This window comes from Rosistilla ulvae (genome assembly GCF_007741475.1).
Taxonomy (GTDB): domain Bacteria; phylum Planctomycetota; class Planctomycetia; order Pirellulales; family Pirellulaceae; genus Rosistilla; species Rosistilla ulvae.
In genome coordinates this window covers 3,606,987-3,628,193 of sequence record NZ_CP036261.1, presented here as the reverse complement: position 1 = coordinate 3,628,193, position 21,207 = coordinate 3,606,987, and the positions used below count along the sequence as shown (strand labels likewise).

At 54.6% G+C, this 21,207-nt stretch carries 20 protein-coding genes and 2 pseudogenes; 4 read left to right on the top strand and 18 right to left on the bottom strand.

The annotated features are described in order from the left end of the window. Positions 1–223 precede the first annotated feature (223 nt). On the top strand, positions 224–1,669 hold the full coding sequence (locus EC9_RS12910) for an IS4 family transposase (RefSeq protein ID WP_145345683.1): 1,446 nt from the start codon (positions 224–226) through the stop codon (positions 1,667–1,669). Here the strand turns inward: EC9_RS12910 and EC9_RS27295 are convergent. The 3 genes from EC9_RS27295 to EC9_RS12895 form a co-directional block, all read right to left on the bottom strand. Further along, positions 1,564–2,397, bottom strand: a complete 834-nt coding sequence (locus EC9_RS27295; protein ID WP_391556724.1) for an alpha/beta fold hydrolase — start codon at positions 2,395–2,397, stop codon at positions 1,564–1,566. The two genes, EC9_RS12910 and EC9_RS27295, sit on opposite strands and share 106 nt — an antisense overlap. A 183-nt stretch (positions 2,398–2,580) precedes the next feature. After that, on the bottom strand, positions 2,581–2,976 hold the full coding sequence (locus EC9_RS12900; RefSeq protein WP_145345780.1) for a hypothetical protein: 396 nt from the start codon (positions 2,974–2,976) through the stop codon (positions 2,581–2,583). Positions 2,977–3,468: 492 nt separating this feature from the next. Continuing rightward, positions 3,469–3,627: an addiction module protein gene (locus tag EC9_RS12895; RefSeq protein WP_145345778.1), complete on the bottom strand. Its 159-nt coding sequence runs from the start codon at positions 3,625–3,627 to the stop codon at positions 3,469–3,471. 6 nt (positions 3,628–3,633) lie between these two features. Here EC9_RS12895 and EC9_RS12890 point away from each other — a divergent pair. Further along, positions 3,634–4,269: pseudogene (locus tag EC9_RS12890) on the top strand (IS256 family transposase); the annotation flags it as partial. Positions 4,270–4,402: 133 nt separating this feature from the next. Here the strand turns inward: EC9_RS12890 and EC9_RS12885 are convergent. The 8 genes from EC9_RS12885 to EC9_RS12855 all read right to left on the bottom strand — a co-directional run bounded on the left by EC9_RS12885 (position 4,403) and on the right by EC9_RS12855 (position 10,609). Beyond that, positions 4,403–4,822, bottom strand: a complete 420-nt coding sequence (locus tag EC9_RS12885) for a hypothetical protein (RefSeq protein WP_145345776.1) — start codon at positions 4,820–4,822, stop codon at positions 4,403–4,405. Positions 4,823–5,063: 241 nt separating this feature from the next. After that, on the bottom strand, positions 5,064–5,546 hold the full coding sequence (locus tag EC9_RS12880) for a type II toxin-antitoxin system VapC family toxin (RefSeq protein ID WP_145345774.1): 483 nt from the start codon (positions 5,544–5,546) through the stop codon (positions 5,064–5,066). Positions 5,547–5,988: 442 nt separating this feature from the next. Continuing rightward, positions 5,989–6,555 (bottom strand): hypothetical protein, encoded by a 567-nt coding sequence (locus EC9_RS12875; protein ID WP_145345772.1) that lies wholly within the window; start codon positions 6,553–6,555, stop codon positions 5,989–5,991. A gap of 154 nt (positions 6,556–6,709) precedes the next feature. Further along, positions 6,710–7,498 (bottom strand): hypothetical protein, encoded by a 789-nt coding sequence (locus EC9_RS12870; protein WP_145345770.1) that lies wholly within the window; start codon positions 7,496–7,498, stop codon positions 6,710–6,712. A gap of 93 nt (positions 7,499–7,591) precedes the next feature. Then, a complete protein-coding gene (locus EC9_RS26510) occupies positions 7,592–8,014 on the bottom strand; it encodes a hypothetical protein (RefSeq protein ID WP_218934775.1) in 423 nt (140 codons plus the stop codon). Between the two features lie 168 nt (positions 8,015–8,182). Then, positions 8,183–8,785, bottom strand: coding sequence for a hypothetical protein (locus EC9_RS12865; RefSeq protein WP_145345768.1), 603 nt, complete (start codon positions 8,783–8,785; stop codon positions 8,183–8,185). A 101-nt stretch (positions 8,786–8,886) separates the two neighbouring features. Then, on the bottom strand, positions 8,887–9,483 hold the full coding sequence (locus EC9_RS12860; protein ID WP_145345766.1) for a zinc-ribbon domain containing protein: 597 nt from the start codon (positions 9,481–9,483) through the stop codon (positions 8,887–8,889). A 652-nt stretch (positions 9,484–10,135) separates the two neighbouring features. Beyond that, positions 10,136–10,609 (bottom strand): hypothetical protein, encoded by a 474-nt coding sequence (locus EC9_RS12855; RefSeq protein ID WP_145345764.1) that lies wholly within the window; start codon positions 10,607–10,609, stop codon positions 10,136–10,138. A 10-nt stretch (positions 10,610–10,619) separates the two neighbouring features. Between EC9_RS12855 and EC9_RS12850 the strand changes: the two genes are divergently transcribed. Beyond that, a complete protein-coding gene (locus EC9_RS12850; protein ID WP_145345763.1) occupies positions 10,620–10,955 on the top strand; it encodes a hypothetical protein in 336 nt (111 codons plus the stop codon). 140 nt (positions 10,956–11,095) lie between these two features. Here EC9_RS12850 and EC9_RS12845 read toward each other — a convergent pair whose 3' ends face one another. Next, entirely contained in the window at positions 11,096–12,004 is a 909-nt protein-coding gene (locus EC9_RS12845; RefSeq protein WP_145345761.1) for a HEPN domain-containing protein, read from the bottom strand. Positions 12,005–12,857: 853 nt separating this feature from the next. Here EC9_RS12845 and EC9_RS12840 point away from each other — a divergent pair. Then, a pseudogene (locus EC9_RS12840) lies at positions 12,858–14,231 on the top strand (integron integrase). A 1,470-nt stretch (positions 14,232–15,701) separates the two neighbouring features. On the opposite strand, the gene EC9_RS12835 reads toward EC9_RS12840, so the two are convergent. From EC9_RS12835 to EC9_RS12810, 6 genes are all read right to left on the bottom strand, one after another. Beyond that, the gene (locus tag EC9_RS12835; protein WP_145345758.1) at positions 15,702–16,091 is read right to left on the bottom strand and encodes a RidA family protein; all 390 of its coding nucleotides are present in this window, start codon (positions 16,089–16,091) and stop codon (positions 15,702–15,704) included. Positions 16,092–16,311: 220 nt separating this feature from the next. Continuing rightward, positions 16,312–17,181, bottom strand: coding sequence for a HEAT repeat domain-containing protein (locus EC9_RS12830; protein ID WP_145345756.1), 870 nt, complete (start codon positions 17,179–17,181; stop codon positions 16,312–16,314). Between the two features lie 59 nt (positions 17,182–17,240). Beyond that, complete coding sequence (locus EC9_RS12825) at positions 17,241–18,287, bottom strand: pyridoxal-phosphate dependent enzyme (protein WP_145345754.1); 1,047 nt, start codon at positions 18,285–18,287, stop codon at positions 17,241–17,243. 238 nt (positions 18,288–18,525) lie between these two features. After that, a complete protein-coding gene (locus tag EC9_RS12820) occupies positions 18,526–19,344 on the bottom strand; it encodes an SDR family NAD(P)-dependent oxidoreductase (protein ID WP_145345752.1) in 819 nt (272 codons plus the stop codon). Beyond that, positions 19,337–20,254 carry a succinylglutamate desuccinylase/aspartoacylase family protein gene (locus tag EC9_RS12815; RefSeq protein ID WP_145345750.1) on the bottom strand — a complete coding sequence of 306 codons (918 nt, stop codon included), beginning with the start codon at positions 20,252–20,254 and terminating at the stop codon, positions 19,337–19,339. Before EC9_RS12815 ends, EC9_RS12820 begins: the two co-directional genes overlap by 8 nt. Before the next feature lie 7 nt (positions 20,255–20,261). Next, the gene (locus EC9_RS12810) at positions 20,262–21,176 is read right to left on the bottom strand and encodes a dihydrodipicolinate synthase family protein (RefSeq protein WP_145345748.1); all 915 of its coding nucleotides are present in this window, start codon (positions 21,174–21,176) and stop codon (positions 20,262–20,264) included. Positions 21,177–21,207 lie beyond the last annotated feature (31 nt).

Below are 21,207 nucleotides of genomic sequence, written 5' to 3'. Positions count from 1 at the left end.
AGTGGTTCCCAATTGTCAAAACGCTCGACTCGGCGCCTCGGGGGCATCCGATGCGGTTTCTATGCAGAATGCTGTGATTTTGTCTGCCAGCCAGCGACGAAATTCAGGAGTTGTTGGCGGGCAATGGTTGCTCGCCGGAATGACCTGTTGATTACCCACAAGTCGCCGCAAAAATAGCTCGTTTTGGCACGGTATTTGCGCTTGTAGTATTTCATTTTGCACAATGAAATCTCAAGGTGAAAGCATGCAACCGACCAGTATCGCATACGAATTTCAAGATATTCAACTTGGAGACAAACGTCTCAACGATCGAGCCGAAGCGTTGCTCGCCTCGCTGGCGGCCAACCCTTCGGCCAGTATCAACGAAGCTTGCAGTGGCTGGGACGAAACCAAAGCCGCCTACCGTCTATTGGATAACCCCAACGTCGATCCCGAAGCCATTCTCGGGGCTCACGCTGAAAAGACACTCCAACGAATCAAAGCCCAAGACACCGTTTGCATCGCACAAGATACCACCGAACTGGACTACACCGCGCATCCGCCCGAAGGCGTCCGCAATCTCGATCGCTTAGGCCGCCGTGGACTTTACGATCATTCCCACATCGCCTTCACGCCGGAGAAACTTTGTCTCGGGGTGGTCGGTGTTAAGTTCTACGATCGCGACAAAGAAGCGCTCGGCACCAGCAAGAAGCGAGAAGGCCAACCCCTACACACCGGCGAAGGGCAACGATGGCTCGATGGTTACCGCAAGGCCTGCGAGATCGCCGGAAAATGTCCTGAAACTCAGATCGTTTCGCTGGCCGATCGCGAAGGAGACATCTACGACATTTTCGTCGAAGCCGATCAGCATGAAACACCGGCTCAGTTCGTCATTCGCTCGCAGCGAAAACGCTCGTTGCCGGAGAAAGACCCCGATGGCGGGCCTGCGGCTTATAAGAAAATGCGTGCCGAAATCGCATCCGCCCAGCCGGTCGCTTACCGCGAAGTCCAGCTTCCCCAAACGCCCGAGCGAACCAAAGGATCAGGAAACAAACAACACCCCGGCCGTGAAGCACGCACTGCGAAGTTAGAAATTCGAGCGAAGCGGATGACTCTTCGTGCGCCACACAACAAGCAGTCTTCGATGCCGCCGGTCGAGATCAGTGTCGTTTGGGTGAGCGAGATCGATGGCCCAGGCGACGGAACCGAAGTCGACTGGCTGTTACTGAGTTCTCTGCCGGTCGACACGATTTCCCAGACGCTGCGGATTGTGGATTTGTATGTGGCTCGTTGGCCAATCGAAGTATTCTTTCGAGTTTTCAAAACTGGCTGCCGGGTCGAAGAGATTCAACTCGAAGCGAGAGACCGACTGATCCGCGCGTTGATGTTTTACAAAGTGATCGCATGGCGGATCATGTTTGTGACCTTCTTAGGCCGCGAGTGTCCAGAGCTTCCCTGTGATGTCGTCTTCAGCGAAGCGGAATGGAAGTCGGTCTGGAAAGTGGTGAAAAAGACGGCTCCCCCAAAGCAAGCTCCTGAGCTGTCACAATTCATCCCGGTCCTTGCGACCCTTGGCGGCTACAATCACCGCGAAGGCGACGGTCCGCCGGGAGCCGAAGTGATCTGGCGAGGCACGCGGCGAATGCTCGACTTCGCCCTCTGCTGGCAAGCCTTCGGACCAGACCAATGACTTGTGGGTAATCGACAGGGAATGACTTCCCCTCGGCAATGTGGGGCTTGGTCACAGATTCGGTTCACAAGCTGCTTACCAGGAAAGCAAATGTCGTTTTCCGCACCGAGGGCGAGAACCGGCATGGTAAGTTTTTGCAAGTCTTGATCAGATGCCAGTGGGGGAATTCTAAGATCGAAAGGCATGTCTCGCACGGCATCTCTAGTAAAACCCGCCCAATGATCATCCCAAGTCGTAAACAGCGAGGAAAGCCATCGTTTCAAATTTGGCTCGGATCGGCGTACGCTGTAGCGGAGCATTGGGTAAGCCATCTTTATTAGCCCGGTCACATGAGAACCCCGGACAATCCCGGCGGGAACTAAAAGGGCCAGGCTGTCGACCCGGTCCGGAGCTAATGTAGCGGATTGACGAGCTACGAATCCGCCCCAACTCACACCAAACAGCGAAACCGTTTCGAGCCCGAGACCATCTAGCACATCGAACAGCCAGCGAGCATAGGAGTCGTCGTTAAGGGAAAGTCGTACTTGCGGACCGCGGACAGACTGCCCTGGCAAGTCCGGAGCAATCACGCGAAACCGTTCCAGCAGAGGGTTTAATTCCGAAACAAGAAACGCTGATCCAGTTCGCATCGCGTGCAGGCAGACCAGAGGCGGCCCATCCACCGTCCCGGTGATCAGAGCATGGCTATCGCCATAACGCGATGGCACGTTACGATTCTCGACAGGCATGCAGATACGCTCTTGGAACCGATTGAACCAATCATCCATACGGAAGCGTGCCGCGTCATCTCGCCAAACGGTTCTATTCATAAACATAATCCAAGCGACCAACGTTACCGATCATCGGACGGCGACGAACGACATGCAATCAGAGAAAAAGGGCAACCACGGCCGCTCCGGTGCATCGGATGGTTATCCGCCGTCAGGACGAGGCACAAGTCGAAGCGGTTTAGAACGACGATCGACCCTGGAGACGGTAACGGTGTCCGGGTTGAGCGCTAAAGCGAGTTGCGGATAAATTGTAGCACCGTCCGGCAGCATAAGCGCGAGCGGATTAGATTTGAAGCGAGCCTGGACATTCGCAACCGTAAGTTTGTTACCAGAGGTCGTTGCAAAACTCCGTTGTTCAACATCCAATCGGACGATTTCGGATTGCAGAAGCGTCACAATTTGTTTTCGGTTTGCGAGGTGTCGTTGTTCGCGTTGAGATTCAACATGGTAGGTTGATTCCACTGTTTCGTAGTGGAGGTAGGCACCCGTGAAGATCAGGTTATCGCTATTTGGGTGCTTGTCGATCGTCGCGTTCACGATCGTTCGTGATGATGTCTCGGTATCGTCAGGGCCCCCCGCGGAAGTGACAAGAATCGCAAACACAACGGTCAAGGTGCGACACATCATAGCTGACTCGTTTCAGTCGGATAACGAAAGGGTTGCGCGGACGGCGGCGATTGATGTGCAAGCGGACAAAAACAGCTACCACCGCCGCTTCGTCAACAAGCCTTGGTTATCCGTTCCGATGAACGAATGCAGGGTCATCCCGTCCACCCGCAATCGACGCAACGATTAGGATCTCTTTTCCATCGACGTCAAAATGAATGACGTACGAAAAGCGTTTAAGCCGACAAGGACGCAGTCCATTTGCAGCGATCGCAAACAGAAGTGGGGTGTCACAAATTCGTCGAACGTCCGCTAAGTATTCGATCGGGAAATAGTCGCCCAACCCAATTTGCTTGTCGTCATACCATGTGACGGCGGCAACCACGTCGTTTTCAATCTCGGGGCGGTACGACAAATGCCACATCAGCGACCGTCCTCGTGCCGACGCATTAGTTCGTTACGGGAAATCGCAGTGGACGGATCCGAACGATGAGCCGCTAGTCGGCGGTCTAATTCAGCTTGTTGCTCGGAGGGGAGCGGAAGATCAACATCATCGGGAAGTGTGTCCCAGATTGCATGCACAACCCGGAGTCGATCGCCGTGTTAGACGGCTATCGCGAAAGCGAGCAGAGCTGGTGCGAGTTGCTCGTCGATTTGAAGCGACGGGGGCTGAACTTGGCCCCCAATATTGCCGTTGGCGACGGTGCTCTTGGTTACTGGGCGGCGATCCGAAAGGTATTCCCAGAGACGCGTGAGCAACGCTGCTGGGTTCACAAAACAGCCAACGTTCTGAACAAGATGCCCAAAAGCGTACAGCCCAAAGCGAAGGGTGACCTACACGAAATCTGGCAAGCGGAAACGAAGGCCGACGCTAACACAGCGTTCGATGGATTCATTGAAAAGTACGGAGCGAAATATGCGGCGGCTTGTGACTGCTTGCAGAAAGACCGCGACGTGTTGTTGACGTTCTACGACTTCCCGGCAGAGCACTGGAGCCATTTACGGACGACCAACCCAATCGAATCGAATTTCGCTACGATCCGCCTTCGCCATCGAAAGACCAAAGGCAGCGGCACACGGCGCGCGAGTCGGGCGATGATGTTCAAGCTTGCTCAATCGGCCAGCAAGCAATGGAGACGCCTGGACAGCCACGAGAAGATCACTCACGTCATCGAAGGACGTTCCTTCAAAGACGGAATCTTGCAGGATGAAATCGCAGCCTAATTCAAAAACTCAAAACACGACAATTGACAATATCTCTGCTTCATGATCGGATAACGATACGCGTAACCGGGCACGCGCGAAAGATTTTCAATTGCCAAAAACGCTAGCTCGCGTGCTCCGGTTCACGTGATGGTTATCCGCCGTCCTCAGGTCCGGGACTGAAGCCGTCAACCACGGCCTGGAATGCAGCTGCATCACCGCCAATGTAGACGATATCGTCCCACTCGAACATAAAAGAATCGTCGCCGATGAATTGAACGCGGACCCAAGTATGGTCCATGCCGGCCTGGTAGGCCAGCGTGTAGCAGTCACCGATGAGTGGGTTGCTGCTTACCCGTGTGATAGGATGCAGGGCAGCAATTAGTCGCTGCATCTCGTCTTGGGAAACGGATACGGGTGATTGACCATCCGTTCCGGGTAGTTGCACGGTTGTGTAGTGCATTGCAGACCGCGACCGAAGCGAAAGTTGGTCGTTCGTGATCGGCTTGGTCGGGGCATGCCGATTGCAACCGAACGGCAGGAGTAAAAGCATGGCGAAGGTCAGCAGTCGCATAGCATCAGTCGGATAACGTTACGCATCACCGGGGGGGGACGTTTGATTCTCCACTTTCGAAGACGTGCAAGCCTCGCTCCGGTGCATGCGTTGGTTATCCGTCGGATTTCGTGGAGTTCGACGAATATAGGTTCGCCCAGAGTCAGATTGGCGTTGGCGCAACCGTGCAAAGATTCGATCAAGATCGAAGTCGTCGTCAGCACCAAGTTGATGTCGAATGCGTTTGATTTCGGCAGTAGGATCAGGAATCATCGAAGGCCTCCAGCATTTGCTCAGGGGTGCAGATAGTCGCGGGCTCATAGCCAGCATCGCGACAAATGCCGTCGATCAAGTGTTGAGTCGATGGATTAAGTATATGCTTGAAATTCCACGTAGCCAAAAAATCAATGCCGTTGACAGCAGCAATCGCGATGTGGGTGGCATCCCGAGGCTCGCTCTGCGGCACTGCATGCCCCGCCAATAGTGCAGCGGCAAGCGATTTAGCTGTGTCTGGCGACTCCAGAAGCGGCAATCCGTCCATAACGGCCAATCGCTCTTTGGCAGCAGTTGGGTCGCCTGCAGAACACTCGTCGAATACGAGATCAGAGACGAACAGCTCGTAGCGGCTTGATGCCGTACCCCACCATCGGCGGGTAAAGGTTTGGCGTGCAGCGATCAACGGAGCCGGGTGTAGCCGACCCGCAATGTTGCCAATTACGGTTGTTTCGAGGTAGACACTTTGCATGTCTTCATTGTAGCGAATTTCGCAAGGCGAGCCACGCGAGTGATTTCATTCGGATAACGGTACGGTTCAGCGAGCAGGGACCGTTGACATTCCACTTCGCAGAATCACGCAAGCCCAGCTTCGTTGCAACCCATGGTTCGCCGTGGTTTGCTTACCATTGAATTAGTCCCACAGCTTCCATCGTAGTAGACGCGAGCAGTGGCATGCAACCAAATACTGAAACCAAGTGAGTCCACGCAGACCGCTCTGATGGTCGTCGAAGCATTCCGAACGCGATGACGGCCAGCGTCACTGGCAGAAGAACAAAACGGCATAGTGCGTAGCCAACGTCACCCATGGCAACGATTTGAGGCATCCAAAAGTCTCGCCCAAAAGCAGATTGCCAAATGACGTGTCAACGTGAGGTAACCGGAGTTTTTCAAGGTAGCGGCGATGGTTCGTCCTACGTTCCAATTCGGTTCAGAAGCATTGGATCGTTCGTATCGTAGATCTCATCTGACTCTCCATGCAAAAGAAAGAATGCGTCAATTTGAGTCGGTTTTGATACAATCCTTACTTTCGTCGTTTTGACGTTGTACTTCTCAGAAGTGGTGGTTTCGATCTTCGTTCCAGGCAGGGCCTTTGGGTTCTCTTTAAAAAAAGATTCGCCGACCATCTCAATCGCCACCTGAGTGCGTGTCACGTTGTACCGGAAAACGAGATGTTCTTTCGAGACATTTTCTATTGCCTTCACAAAGATCAAACGTGTGTTGCCAATCTTATACGTTTGGAAGAGGAATGTGACTGGTTCCTTGTCTATAGTGAACGTCGCGGCAAACGGATAGTCTCGATCGTCTGAACGTGCAATCGTCGCATCTCGGCGAACCCCTTTCGAATCCTGAGTGTAGTATTCGCCAATCAGGCTTGAGTCGGACGTTGCGTTGTTTGCACTGGGCTTGTTGTCCCACTCAAGGACACACCCAGGCATAGTGCAGAGAAGGATTGTCGCTAACAAGACTGGTGTCTTCATTGTCGTCAATGGTGTTGGAGGTGTGTTGTGTTGTTGTAAATCGTGAGCGAACTTAAGTCGGATAACGATTGCGATAACCGGGTGGCCGCGGTTGATCTTCCATTTGTAAACGCGCTGTCGGCCACTCCGCGTTCATCGCTTGGTTATCCCAATTTCACGCGATCAACGGCTCCGGGACGCCGGGAAGATTGACGACCGCCGTCCATTCCTGATAGCGAACTAAGAAATTGTCGTGCCATTTCGCATCGCCGTAGAAACCCCGACCACACGACACGATTGTATCAATTGATTCAATTCGCTGACATAGATTTGTCGCGAGAATCTCCGGGGTAGTCACCGATAGCCATCGCGCAACAAGATTTGGATCAGGATGCTTTTCTAACCATTTGCGTATCCCCGATCGAATAGCGGATTCCCAGTCGGGAGTCTCTTCGGTGTGCAACTCACCAAAACTGTGGCCGGCAAAACGCTTGTTCATCGCGTGTTCAAAGTCAACAGCCCCCGGTGCAATTTCCAGGTTTAGGTCACCCTCGTCGCCAAAGCGCAGGTCGAAGTTTAAATCCAAATCAGCAGCAAGACGTTTCGCTCCAAGTTTTAGCGTGCCAATGTCAAACGGATTGCACCGAAGACTCATGCAGCCATCGTAGAACGAGAAACCAGTCGTGAATCCCTCTAGACGTGATTCGGAGCCTTGGATCGGAAGTGAAACGTGCAGAGTCTTGTCAAGCACGTGTTCCGAGGACTTGAGGAGAATTGGCGGGCAGCCCATTTCCTGCAATCGCTCGATGTTTGCTTCTACGTGCTTGCGTCCGATTTCCCACGAAAGTTCAGAACTCGGTCTTCGTTGACGCAACAACAGTTCGACCTTGTCTGGCGGAATCCAGTCATCGGCTTCCGTCTTGACGTAGAACTCAGCGGTCAAGATCAATTCTGGATTCAGCATTGATAGATGGGATAACGTTACCGATCACCGGGTCGGGAGTGTTGATGTTCCATTTGAAAACGGCCGCAAGCCCGACTCCGGTGCATCGGATGGTTATCCGCTCGGGTTCTCGCGGTTTCGGTCAGCAAGTGCCAAGCACTTGGGGCAGGTGTCCAGGCGAATCTCGTGAGTTTCGGAGGAGTGCGGAACCGCGAATGGATGGCGGAATCCATAGGGTGTGTTTGGATCGGAGGAGCCGACGGTCGTGACAATCAAATCAGCGGGGATGTGAACCGCCATTTCCGTGAGAGGATTCTGGTGTAACGGACAGAAGTAGAAGTGGTCAAGTATGTCATCCACTGGCATGCCAGTAAATCCGGGCACCTCGTCAACAAAGTTGGACCAAAGCAGCTCCTGCCAGTGTCGCAGACGTCCACGGCCGGAACGGGAGCGAATGCAAGCATGGACAAAGCGTTCGTATTTCGCGTCGTCATCGACGAAGCTGCGAAACTGTACGTGCAATGGGAGGCTTGTCATCGGATGGCACGGTACTTCAGTCGGATAACGGCCGCATCAGCGGGCCGGGACAGTAGACGTTCCATTGGTGAAAGTTCGCAAGCCCGGCGCCGTTGAATGCGTTGGTTATCCGCGAACATACAAACACACGATCATGTTTTACTGAATTCCATCTCTAAAAACGTAAATTCAATTTGGTTCGGAATTGTCGACATGTACCGTCTTGGTCTGCGGGGCTTGAGAACGCTCTTGAACTGCCCAAACAGGTGTGGTCGATTTTCCGGAAGCTTCAATGTCGACTTGTATTACCGCTTCAAATATCTTCGATTCGTTCACTTCAAGCCTCTTGATCTTCCATACATAATGGTTTGTATCTAATTTGATTGCGCCATCTGTCGCCTTTATGATTAGACTGTTGCTGGGTGTAAATGAAACCAATATGTCCTTGCAAGCCGTCGCAGTACGATTGGTTACCGTGGCCTTGATGGTGCCGTTTCGGCCATCGGTTGGTGTTCGCCTCGTTTCAACTTTAAGTGTTAGCTGTGACTCGCGCGCATCGTCGTATAGGGCAGATGCTGGCGGCAGTGAAGAGACATCTCCTCTTTGAATTGGTTGCCAATGCAATACGGGATCTTCATCGAGTACCCAGGACTCGCCGGAATTGTTATCAATCAGAATAGTACGCGACGCTGCTTGCACGATCGAAAATCGGTGCGATTGCAGCGGTTCGACTGCTGCTGTCGGAGGACAAACTATCCCGAGAATAACTATGCACGAAGCTAAGGCTTTCATACTCTTCCTCTTTTATTCGGATAACGGCGGTCGTAACCGGGCGACCGCCCAAGATTTTTCATTTGTAAACGCGTTGCCGGTCGCTCCGGTTCACGACTTGGTTACCCGCCGCCTTGGATACGTTCCGTGGAGCGAGCGTCGACATCACGAAAAGTTGCATGTCGGCGAATCTTTGAGTCAGCAGGAAGCGCGTTTAGCAGCGATCGAACGCATTCAACACAGCGATGGCCAAATACCCCGCGATCAATCAACAGCATAGCAGTTTCGGCAAGCTCAAGAGCGTCGCGATCGGACCGTGCGTTTTGATTAAGAAGCGTTTCGTATATCTCGCGCAGTCGTTTCGTGTCGCGTTCGGCCACGCGACATTCGATGCAGCGTACGCAATCAGCGCCCAAGTAGAAATGTAAAGTTTCGTACCAGTGGCGTTGTTCGTCGGCAAAGAAAATAAAGTTGCGACCGCAGTCACGGCATTGACGTCGCAGATCGAAGTAGTGAGTGACCGGGATTGTGGCATCGGGCTGGCGGTCGGTATTAGCGACGATCGCAGTTTCGGATATGCGTTCGTGAGCGTGGGAATGCCAGCCAAGGTAGATGCCGCGAGAGAAGTCATCGATAGGATTGAGCCCTGTGAACCGCGGGCTTCGCCCATATCGTGGATGGTCGACAAAATCGGCGTAAGTGTCGGTGCGGCGGTTCATCAAATTTCAGTCGGGTAACGTTTGTGATCACCGGGTCGGGAGAGTCAATCTTACCACCGCCGAAACGCCCGCAAGCCCGACTCCGCGTGCATCACGTGGTTATCCGTCATTGTTTGTCCGGAGTGGCTTTGCGATCAAAATCGACAGAAAGATATTGCAATGAACCACGTCCGAGAAAGTGGATTTTCGATTCAAAGATGCGATTCTTTGACATTTGGACGCGAATCGTGTGTTGCCCAGCGGCAAACCGTAGGGTTGGTGTGTGCCCATGGAGGTTTACGATGGCGTCGCCGACATACGTGTCATCGACATAAATTGCCGCAACGTCTGGCACGAACTCGGATTTGGGTCGTCCGTCTTGCAGGCTCGTCACGGCCGGTGGAAAGTAAAGACGAAGCGTTGAGTCAACGTTGTCACAAAAAACTGTTGTTGCAGTTTTGGGCTCCTCCGCAAACGAACATGCGGAAGCTAGCGCAAGAAGCAAAGTCGTTAAGGTTACAGTTCGAAGCACGATTAACTTTTTGAAGTGAGGACAGAGTATCAACAGAATAGCAGCGTTAATCAGTCGGATAACGATACGCGTAACCGGGCACGCGCGAAAGATTTTCAATTGCCAAAAACGCTAGCTCGCGTGCTCCGGTTCACGTGATGGTTATCCGCCGTCCTCAGGTCCGGGACTGAAGCCGTCAACCACGGCCTGGAATGCAGCTGCATCACCGCCAATGTAGACGATATCGTCCCACTCGAACATAAAAGAATCGTCGCCGATGAATTGAACGCGGATCCAAGTATGGTCCATGCCGGCCTGGTAGGCCAGCGTGTAGCAGTCACCGATGAGTGGGTTGCTGCTTACCCGTGTGATAGGATGCAGGCCAGCAATTAGTCGCTGCATCTCGTCTTGGGAAACGGATACGGGTGATTGACCATCCGTTCCGGGTAGTTGCACGGTTGTGTAGTGCATTGCAGACCGCGACCGAAGCGAAAGTTGGTCGTTCGTGATCGGCTTGGTCGGGTCATGCCGATTGCAACCGAACGGCAGGAGTAAAAGCATGGCGAAGGTCAGCAGTCGCATAGCATCAGTCGGATAACGATTGCCATCACCGGGCTCGGAGCGTGATGTATCCATTTGTGAAAACTTGCAAGCCGTGCTCCGTGTGAATGGCTTGGTTATCCGCCGCTTGGCTGCGAGGGTTAGAACCAAGCTACGAATCCAATGGCCGACAAAAGAGAATCACCCCGTCAACGCCAACGATTTTATGGAGTTCAGTGTAGCGAATGTATCGACGGCCTTGGTGCTGCTGCTTCGGGTGTTTTTTTGGAATCAAGGCGTCAAACCCGCCAATGCCGTCTGGATCATCAAGCGGGGGCGTCAAGCCAATGCCATCGCCGCGCAACAGAAGTTCGGAACCTCCATCGCAGTAGAATACGTGAAACGATTCGGGCCAATCAATCGCAAACAGGTCTTCGGTTAGGTCCATCGCGTTGCGTCAACCCGTGCGAGATTTCAGTCGGATAACGGCTAAAATCACCCGGTCGCGACGAGAGATTGTCCATTGTCAAAACGCCCGACTTCGCGACTCGGGTGCATTTTTTTGTTATCGGGCTTTTCCTGTCAGTCAAACACAGCCTTGTCAAAATCATCCTGCGTGAGCGGATGTCCCCTTTCGATTGCCAAAATCAATAAATCAGCCAATAAACGAAATGAACCGTTTACGGCCTCTGCCATTTTGGCGTCGGACAGCTTCGAGCCGTGAACGGCCTTACTTCTCAGGCCATACAATTTTTTTATCTCTTGGAACTTCTCTCTGCGCTGCGTACCTCTTGGTGCCAACAGCGACGCTGCTAGTAAAGATATACGGTAGACCAATTCGGAGCTGATGCCAAATATTGCTTCGATACCACTCCAAAGTCGCGCAATTGCAGACCGGCCATCCTTTGTGAATCGCCAGTCGATGCTTGATTCAAGGGCAAAGCGGAATGAGTCACTATTCGCCGCCATCTTGTTAAACGTATCGAACCGGTCTGATATCCATTGGATGTCGTCGGGTGAAATAGAGTCCACACGAGCATCGCTATTCACGACGATGTTTAGATGAAAGTCTAATACGTTGCCTACGAACTTGGGGAGATTGCCATCGGCAGTGCCTGCGGTTCTTTGTTGATGGCCAGCAATCTGATTCCACGAATAGCTGGAGCATGCGAGAGACAAGTGCTTTGTAAACCCTCGAAGTACGAGAAGTGACGAGGCAAGCCATCCGCGATTAAGCGTGTTGTAGCCGGCACTGGGCGCTGCGGTTGGAGCAATTGCAAGTTCGCAAGTACAGGCAGATGCAAGCGGTTCGAGTAACGCCCAACTGCGGAAGCCGGCGGCACCAGCCGCAGCGAGGTCAAAAACAGAAAGCGGTTGGTTTAGTGGCTGCAATGTGATGCCAGATGCCAATGTCAACTCGTTCGATACTCTGGGCAACCCTGCAATCAAGATGTGCCAAGGTGTGTTGCTTTCATCAAGATCAGGGTTCATTGCCAAGCCAATGTGTTATTGCCCGATAACGGTCGCGATCACCCGGCACGAACGAACGAGCAACCACGAAGTAAACGGATGTTTGAGTGCTCGGTGTGAATCGCATGGTTCGCGTCAACTTGTGCAACCGAGAACGCCGACGACCACAGCCACGCCACTATCGTATCCATCGTCTGAGCGCGCCGCAAATCGACAATCGTAAACCCCGGAATCCGCACCATGCACCGGCCAACGTACCACGCGACAGAACCGCCGCTTTAGTCGGTAGTGCAGTCCGCGCACCATGCCCAACAGACCGCGCAACTGAACCCGCGTACCAAGCGTCAACAGCGCACCGAGAACCCGGCAACAGACCGCGCACCGAGAACCCGCTAACTGACCGCGCAACTGAACCCGCGATTCAATCATCTTTGACCGCGAACTATGTTTCTCACCGGGACGTCCCGGGGGGAATTGCGTGTTTGAACTTATTCTCTGCCCGTTGCAGGTGAGAACAAGTGGTGCGTGTGGCGCATATTCTCAATGTTACTAGCTAAGTCTGCATCCCGCTGTAGGAGTACAAGCTGTCGGTCGGGACAGACTTCCTTCCCGTCGGTGACTTGTTCTCACCTAGGGCGGCTGCGCCCAAGTGTCTGCACCATGGCTGTGGGTGATTCTCGCGAATTGAAGCACCCTGTGCAAGCAAATTTGCTTCGGCGAAAGAAAATTCGTTGAGCCCACGCATGGGAATGGGGCTACGGTCGGGATAGATTTCTAAATGAGAGTTAAGCCATTCAGGTTGCGAGGTTTGGGTAGATTTATCGAGCCGCTTAGATATCAAATCGGGGCGTGATTTGACCATGGGAGTGGAGCGATGGAAACGTATCGCAAGCCGGCGTATGAAGAGCAGGCATTGCATTGGTCGTCGATTTGGTTCAAACAATTGGCCGAGTTCCATCGACGCAGGCCAGAGGATTGCGATTGGCGGTTTACCACTGAAGAGGTGATTGCATTCTTGCGGTCCAAACGCGATGGTGGGGTCCCAGCATGGAAGCGGATGAAGATCATTGAAGGTTTGCTCGTTTACCGCTCGTCGGTCCAACGTCAATCGGTGCAAGATCTGTTGCCGCTGAAGTATAAGATGTTAGAGATTATTGCGTTCGAGCGGACGCAACGCGAAGGATACGGTTCCATCGAAGATGTTGTGGGGAAGATCAATACTCGTGAAGCCGACGCGATTCAGGAGTTTCGCCGGGCGATGCGACGAGACGGTATGGCGTACGCCACCGAAAGGTCGTACGTCGGCAAACTGAAAGCGTTTATGGCCGATCGCGCTTTGGCTTGTCTTGCGGATTTTGATTCGATTGGTGCAAGTGACGTGGGGGCGCATCTGACCGATCTGGCCGTCGACGGCAATGTCGCCCCATCCACTCAAAACGCCGCGTTTCATGCGTTGCTGAAGTTCTTCACGTTAGTGTTGAAAAGGGACATGGGACCGATCGAGGCGATCCGAGCGAGCAAGGGGAAGCAGATTCCCACGGTGTTGCACCCCGAAGAGGTGCGGCGGGTTCTCAATGGTTTGAAGGGCGTGCATTTGGTGATCGCCCAACTGTTGTATGGTTGTGGCATGCGGATCAGCGAAGCGATGCGGTTGCGAATTAAGGACCTTGATTTCGCAAATCGGTAAATCGAAATCCATCAGTCGAAGGGAGGCAAGAGTCGCTTGGTTCCGATGCCCGATCATCTGGTCAGCTCGTTGAAACGTTGGGTCGCGAGTCGCGCGACGTTACATGCGTGCGATCTGGACGACGGCGTTGCTTCGGTGTGGTTGCCGTATGCGTTGTCAAAGAAATATCCGGCGGCTCATCGCGACTTTTCTTGGCAATTTCTTTTTGCTTCGCCACGTCTGGCGAAGGATCCAAGAACGGGGATGCTGCATCGGCATCATCTAGCATTCGACACATTCCAAGTCCATTTGCGGCGGGCTGTCACTGCCGCTGGGCTGTTGAAACATGTCACCAGCCATACCTTCCGCCATTGCTTCGCGACCCATTTGCTGTGGGCCGGGACAGATATTCGTAGCATTCAGCAGTTGTTGGGGCACAACGACGTCAGAACGACAGAAATCTATACCCACGTGCGAAATCCAAACGAAAAACGCGTGGAAAGCCCATTAGATCGACTTCAATTTCGCAGCGCCGAATCCGCACTTTCCAGGAGACAACGGCATCTCGCAACGACAGATTAGATGGCAATCGGATTAGCGTTGGTCCGAAGTTAAGGCCGGATTGTTTTGTTGATGTGCCGTTCGAATTGTTGGGTAAGTAGCGAGCAAACAATGAAGCCTACCGATGCGTCTATTGCAATGGCTATGCGTTCTCGGCGTTTCTGCGCCTCAATCATCCAGTCCCCCATATTCCTCTCGCCGGGGCGACGCGTGTCGGAAACAGGGGAAATCTATTGCTGAGTTGCAGAGAGCGCAGAGAAGTCACTGACTAATTAATAGGCACCCGATAAAGCCTTCCGACGCTCCCGTACAACAACTCTTCGACCTCTGCGTCTCTTCGTTGCAATCATCCAGTCCCCTCGTTCCTCTCGCCGGGGCGACGCTTGTCGGAGACAGGGGAAATTTAACGCAGAGTCGCAGAGAACGCAGAGAAGTCACTGACTAATTATGAGACAACCGATAAGGCTGCCCGACGCTCCAGTACAAATACTCTGCGACCCCGGCGTCTCCGCGTTGCAATCATCCAGCCCGTCTCGTTTATCTCGCCGGGGCGATGCGTGTTGGAGACAGGGAAAATTTTGCGCTGAGTCGCAGAGAGCGCAGAGAAGACACTGACCAATTAGTAGGCACCCGATAACGCCGACCGACGCTCCCGTGCAAAAACTCTGCGACCTCGGCGCCTCTGCGTTGCAATCATCCAGCCTCCCTCGTTCATCTCGCCGGGGCGACGCGTGTTGGAAACAGGGGGAATTTAACGCAGAGTCGCAGAGAGCGCAAAGAAGACAATGACTAATTAGTAGGCACCCGATAAAGCCGACCGACGCTCCCGTGCAAAAACTCTGCGCTCTCGGCGTCTCAGCGTTTCAATCACCCATGCCTTTGTTCTCCTCGCCAGAATCGATGCGTGTCGTGAAATGGCAATGTTATCGCAAAGCTGCTGAGAGCGCCGGAAAGTCATTTCTTCAGACGCGGACAGAAAACATCTGGTTGAATTGGCACTGCATCATAAACACTCGGTTTTCTGTCTCGCTCGAAGGACGGTGGACCATCCGCCTGAACCTCTGTCGTTCAAAAATGCATGGACGCCATTGATTCGTCGTCTGGGAATACAGGTGCTATCGCGTGGCGCGATCTATGTGCGGTATGCGGCTTTGCCACCGTTGTTGAAATCGGTTGAACGCTCGAATTCGGGGTAAGCTGCATCGAGTGCGCGACACATGATTCGCATCGCTTCTATCACTCTTTTGATTGGTGAGAGAAACGTTGTTGCCTGCCCCGACCGATCAAAATCCGGGGGCTTGATCGTCTTTGCGATTTTACAGCATGTGGAGCGAGATGCGGATTAACGATGGCGCAACGTGCAGGCTAACGAGCCAAGTTGCCGGGGTAATTCGTCCCGTCTGGAACGCACCCCAAGCTCACTGGGTGATCGATGTAACATGAGCATGGCATGGGGGCGTTTCCGAATCTCTGAAAAATGGAAACCAGTTGCTACTCGGCCGAAGGTGCAACGGCGACGACGTCGATTTCGAATTTCAGCAGCGTTCCCAGGCACCCCATCAATGTCGTTCGAGCGGGATAGGGTTGGTTGAAGTACTCGCTATAGATCTGGTTGAACTCGGCCAAATCTTCTTGCGATCCAACGTAGTTTCGCGTTTGTGCGATGTCGTCGAACGATAGACCGTCAGCGGCGAGGATTTTGCGAACGTTCTCCATGCTGCGTCGCATCTCGCCAGCGAAGGTATCAGGGACAAGTTTTCCCGTTTCGTCGACCGATGCTTGGCCTGAAACGAAAACCAGTTGGCCGACCTTCACGGCGGGACTGAAGGGGAGATGGCTGACCGGGACATCGGCGTCATGGATGGGCTGGAACGGTTTCACGAAAAATCCTTGTTCGTTTGTGGATTGGATCTGGCAAGCGGAACAATAAAGGCAGGGTGATGGCGTGGCCACCGCCCTTCACGAGACGCAACTGCGTTCTCGCTTTGGGATGACATTGCTATTGAATCGCAAAGAATCGTTGATCCGTCTAGCGGTTAACGATCGCAGGTTTGGGAATACGATTCAAAGGAAGGTTGTAAGGGGAAAATCGCACGGTGTACTATTGGGCGGGGCTAGCGTCGAGCAGAAGAAGCGATTGAGCGGCGCGAATCCGCACGTCGAGAACTTCGTCCTTCAGCAGGTCTGTCAAGGTTTCTCTAGCGGCGGTGAGTTTGGCGTGACCACAGAATTCGGCGGCAAAGACGCGAATCGCCGGATCGTCGCTGCGGAGTGCCGTTTGTAGTTTGGCTCCAGCCGCTTTGTCTCCCAGAGTCGCCATCGTTGCGAGAAAAAAGATCTGGTGATCGGGGGCGTCGATCGTAGGCAATCTTTTTCGCAGCACCGGCAGATCGCTGGGATCGCCGTCGATCGACAATATCCAGGCGGCGATCCGGGCGACGTTGTCGTCGTCGTTTTGGATCTGACTTCGCAACAACGTCAACGCCTCGGCATCGCCGGATCGCGCGAGAGCAGCTGCGGCCAATAGCTGTTTGATCGGTTGGTCCGTCGCCTGCATGTGCGTTTGCAACAACTTGCCGTCGCCGACCTGAGCAATCTTGAACAGCGACTCGCATGCGTGGCCGTGCCCGTGGGGATCTTCGTCAGCCAAAATCTCCAACAGCACGTCGACGGCGGATTTGTCGCCGGCGCGGAACAGCTCGCGAGCGACGCCACAACGGTGCTGTGCGTCTTCGGTGGTCGACAATCGTGGCGTGAGCGCCGCGCGGACCTCGTCCCCTTTGCCCGCCAACGTCAATGCTTCGGCGGCGTGCATCGAGGGCCAAAACTGATCGCTGACGAGTCCCGTTTGCAAGACTTGAATGATCCGGTCGCGCGTCGCTGCGGATAGATCGGGCGGTGCGGCTTCGGCAACCGTCGCGAAGCGGACGGCAAAAGCAAGGCAAATCAGCAAGGCGTTGCGGGTCGTCATGAGAAGAAATCCTGTGAATGGCGGGGAGGAAGCGAGGTGGGAAATGATTTTGTACTCGATCACCGAGCCTCACGCTGAAATTCGTCCAACGAAACCGTGGGGCAGGCGTTGTCGCCCAGCATCGCGTCGACCGAATCGAGATCTTTGAATCCACTTCCTGTGACCAGACAGACGACTGTCTGATCGGGCTGAATGATCCCCTTGGCGACGGCGTCTTTTAGTCCGGTCAACGGAACCGCTCCCGCCGGTTCGCTGAAGATTCCTTCCAGCTGAGCCAAGTCGCGTTGCGATCGATAGATCTCGGCGTCCTCGACTAACCATCCCGTTCCCCAGCTGTCACGGCAAGCGGCGATCACCGCATCGCCATCGATCACGGTGGGAACTTGCAAGCCGCTGATCTTTGTCGTGCATTCGACTGACTGGGCGTTTTCACTTCCATCGCGCAGCGGACCCGCGATTGTGTTGTTGCCGGCCGGTTGAACACAGTGGACTCGCGTCGCGGTGCCGCTTTCGCTTTTCTCGCTTGCATCGCGGACGCCACGTGCGACCGCAAGCGTTAGTCCGCCACCGCCGGCGCAGGAGAAGACGTGATCGGCGTGGTGGTCCAACGCAGTGAGTTCATCGACGATCTCACGGCCGATTGCTTCGACAGCGCTCATACCGATCGGACTGTAGTGGTAGGCGCTGATCTGCAGTTGAGCATCGGGATGGTCTCCCATCCTTTGCAAGACTTCAAACGTAGCTCGCGTGATATCGGCATCGATGCCAAAGCCGCGGACTTTGGCAATGTCGGCGCCGTACGCCATCATCTGTCGCAGCTTCCCCGCCGGTGCGCCGTCGACGATCGCGATCTTGCAGCCCAGCCCGGCCGCGGCGCAATACGCTGCCAATGCCGATCCGGTATTGCCGCTGGAAGTAGCGATCACACGCCGCTTCCCCTGTCGCACCATCTCCGAAATCGCAGCCGCTGCAAACCGATCTTTATACGATCCGGAAGGATTGACGGTCTCCAGTTTAAAAAACAGGTTCGACAGTCCCAACTCCGGGCCGATGCGATGGGAACGAACCAGAGGCGTATTGCCTTCGCCAAGTGAGATGTCGTGCATGAGGTGTCGTTTTTGAATCGCGTGGAGAATGTTCGGACGCGCGGCCCGTTGGGCACGCGGTTAAACGATGGTTGGTGTGTCAGTGTTGTGTTTCTCAAGCGTCGTTTAACCGCGTGGGCAACGCCCCGCGCGCTGTCGGCTGTAGCCTCGACTCCAGCGCCGTGGATTGGTTGGGGACGCGCGGCCCGTTGGGCGCGCGGTTAAACGACGCGTGGGTAACTAGCAGTGGTTGTGTGGGTTAGGACGAGGGGAACTCTTTTGGGAACTGTTTGTTTTTCAGCGGATAGGGGCTCGATTGGTGTGTCCAGCCACCGTCGATTTCCAGGCAGGCACCGGTCATGTAACTGGCGTCGTCGCTGGCTAACATAGCGATCGATCGAGCGATTTCGTCGGCCCGACCGAAACGTCGCAGTGGGATCATCCCCTCTGCGAACTGACGAATCGCGTCGCTCACGTTCTCCCCATCCTCGCTGACGTAGTCGGCACTCATCTCGGTATCGATCGCGCCGAGGTTCAGACTCAGCACGCGAACACCCGAAGGTCCGTACAGCGTCGCCAACTCATAGGTCAGCGAATCGAGGCCGCCTTTAGCTGCGATATAGGCGGGGCTGATGCCAGAAGCGAGCTTCGCTTGAATGCTTGAGATGTTCAGAATCACGCCTCGCTTCGCGGGCTCCATCTCGGCGGCGCACCATTTCGCGAGGAACGCGGGAACTGTCAAACAGACTCGCAGCGTCTGATCCCATTCGTCGGCTTGCATTGCCCGCATCGTGCCGATCTTCCGCCAAGCAGCGTTGTTGACCAGGACGTCGATGCGGCCAAGTTCCTGCACGCAGCGAGTGACGGCTGATTCCGCGAACGCGAGATCCGACAGATCGCCGACGCACTGGATCGCACGACGGCCCAGCTTTTCGATATCCGCAGCGACGGCTTTCATCGCCGTGCCGTTGCGATCGATCAGCACACACTCGTAGCCGCGGTTTGCAAATTCCAGAGCGGTAGCGGCACCAAGGCCTTGAGCTGCTCCGGTGACAATGACAACGGGTCGACTATTCATTGTTGGCTCCTGTTTCGGCGGGATCTTCCAAAATCACAGCCAGACAATCCCCCGCTTCGACCGGAGGCAAGACGCGACGCGTGATCAGGCGTCCCGTCTGTGTCGAACGAATCGATGTCGCTTGGGATGTAAACGGATCGAAGAGTCGGCCCAATTCGTCGCCGGGGCGAACGTCGGTGTCTAACGCGAGTGTCGGTTCATAGAAGCCGCCGTGTGGTGCGGGGTAGTTGAGCTGCAGATGACCGCTGGTATCGCGATCGTCTTCGATAACGCAGCGGTCTGCCGGCGCCGCCGCAGTGGGCGCAGAAGTCATCTTGCAGTCGGCCATGACTTGCAAACATCCTGTCGTATAAGCGGCAACTCCATCGGCTTGGCAACCTCCGCCACCGCCCCACTCCGCATAGATTGTCGGAACGTTGGCGTCGCGGGCAGCCGACAGCGAGCGTCCTTCCAGTTTTGCGGATGTACCCCAGACGATCGGTAAACCGAAGGCGGTCGCCATCTGCCGCTGCTTCTGCAACGTTGCCGGATCGGAGACCAACATGTAGCCAACCAAAGGAGAGATCTCCATCGCGAGCCCTCCGGTGTGCAGGTCGATCATCAAGTCGGATTGCTGGATGAGTTTGGTGATCGCGTGGGCTATCTGTTCGGTCGGTGTACCATTGGGCGAACCGGGAAACGTGCGTGCCAGATCCAGTTTGTCAGCTCCGATTCGGCTGTGACGACGGTACGCCGGCTGGTTGGCGATCGGAACCAACGTCACGCTGCCGTTCAAATCTTCACGATCGATCTGGTCCGCCAAGCGTCGGACCGCCGCGATCGGTTCGTATTCGTCGCCGTGTACGCCGGCCAGAATCAGCAGCCGCGGGCCTGGATGTCGACCAACGATTTCGATCTGTTTCAAATCCATATTGGCACTACGAAGCGTTGGAGGTGACGGAAGTGCACGCAGCTTCGGTATCGATTAGACGCCGGATCGTCGGTTCGCTCAAGAACGCCTCTCGTTCTTCCTGCGACAATTGGTAATACGGCTCCGGCGCCATCAGCCCGTCGCATCCGAGCGTGTTGAGTGTCGCAGTTACTGCGCCGAACAAGCTGATTTCGCGAGCGATCGTTAGGTAACTGGAGAGGTCGGCTTGCAACCGCGCCGCTTCTTCCCATTGCCCGGCATCGGCGGCGTCGGCCAACGCGCGACTCAGTTTCGGGAAGATAGCAAACAGGCCATCCAAGTTATCGGGAACCTGCATCCGAACCAGATCGGCGACCCGTTCGGGCTGAGCTGGCACGACGCGCGTTCGACTGCCGAAACGATTCCACAACTCGGTCGTCCATTCCCAATCGCGAGTGCATTTCAGACCATGGATATTCGGGTGGGCTGTCACCTGTTCGACCAACTCCATCGACAACGCGGTTCCCGTCAGAACGGGCAGGTCGTACAGGAAGAGTGGTTTGGTCGACGCATCGGCCAGTTTCAGATAGTAATGAATCAGTTCCTGCTCGTTGAACTTCATCAAATAGGGCGTCAGCACGACTAGGCCATCAACAGCATGCTGTTCCGCGACCCGAATCCGCTCGAGCGTTCGCTGGTAGCTGAGATCGCCAACACCGATCCAAATTTCCGAACGCCCCGCGTTGACGCGAACACTCTCTTCGATCAACCGCTGATAAGTCGCATCGGTTTGCAACTGCATCAGTCCCATCGTTCCGGCGACCAACAATCCGTTGATTCCAGCGTCCAGTTGGGCTTCGATGTGAGCCGCAAGTCCAGGCTCGTGAAGGCTGCCGTCGGATTGCAGCGGAGTACAGATGGCGGAAATCAGTCGCGTGGACATATCGGAATAGCTTTTGGTTAACGATTTAGGA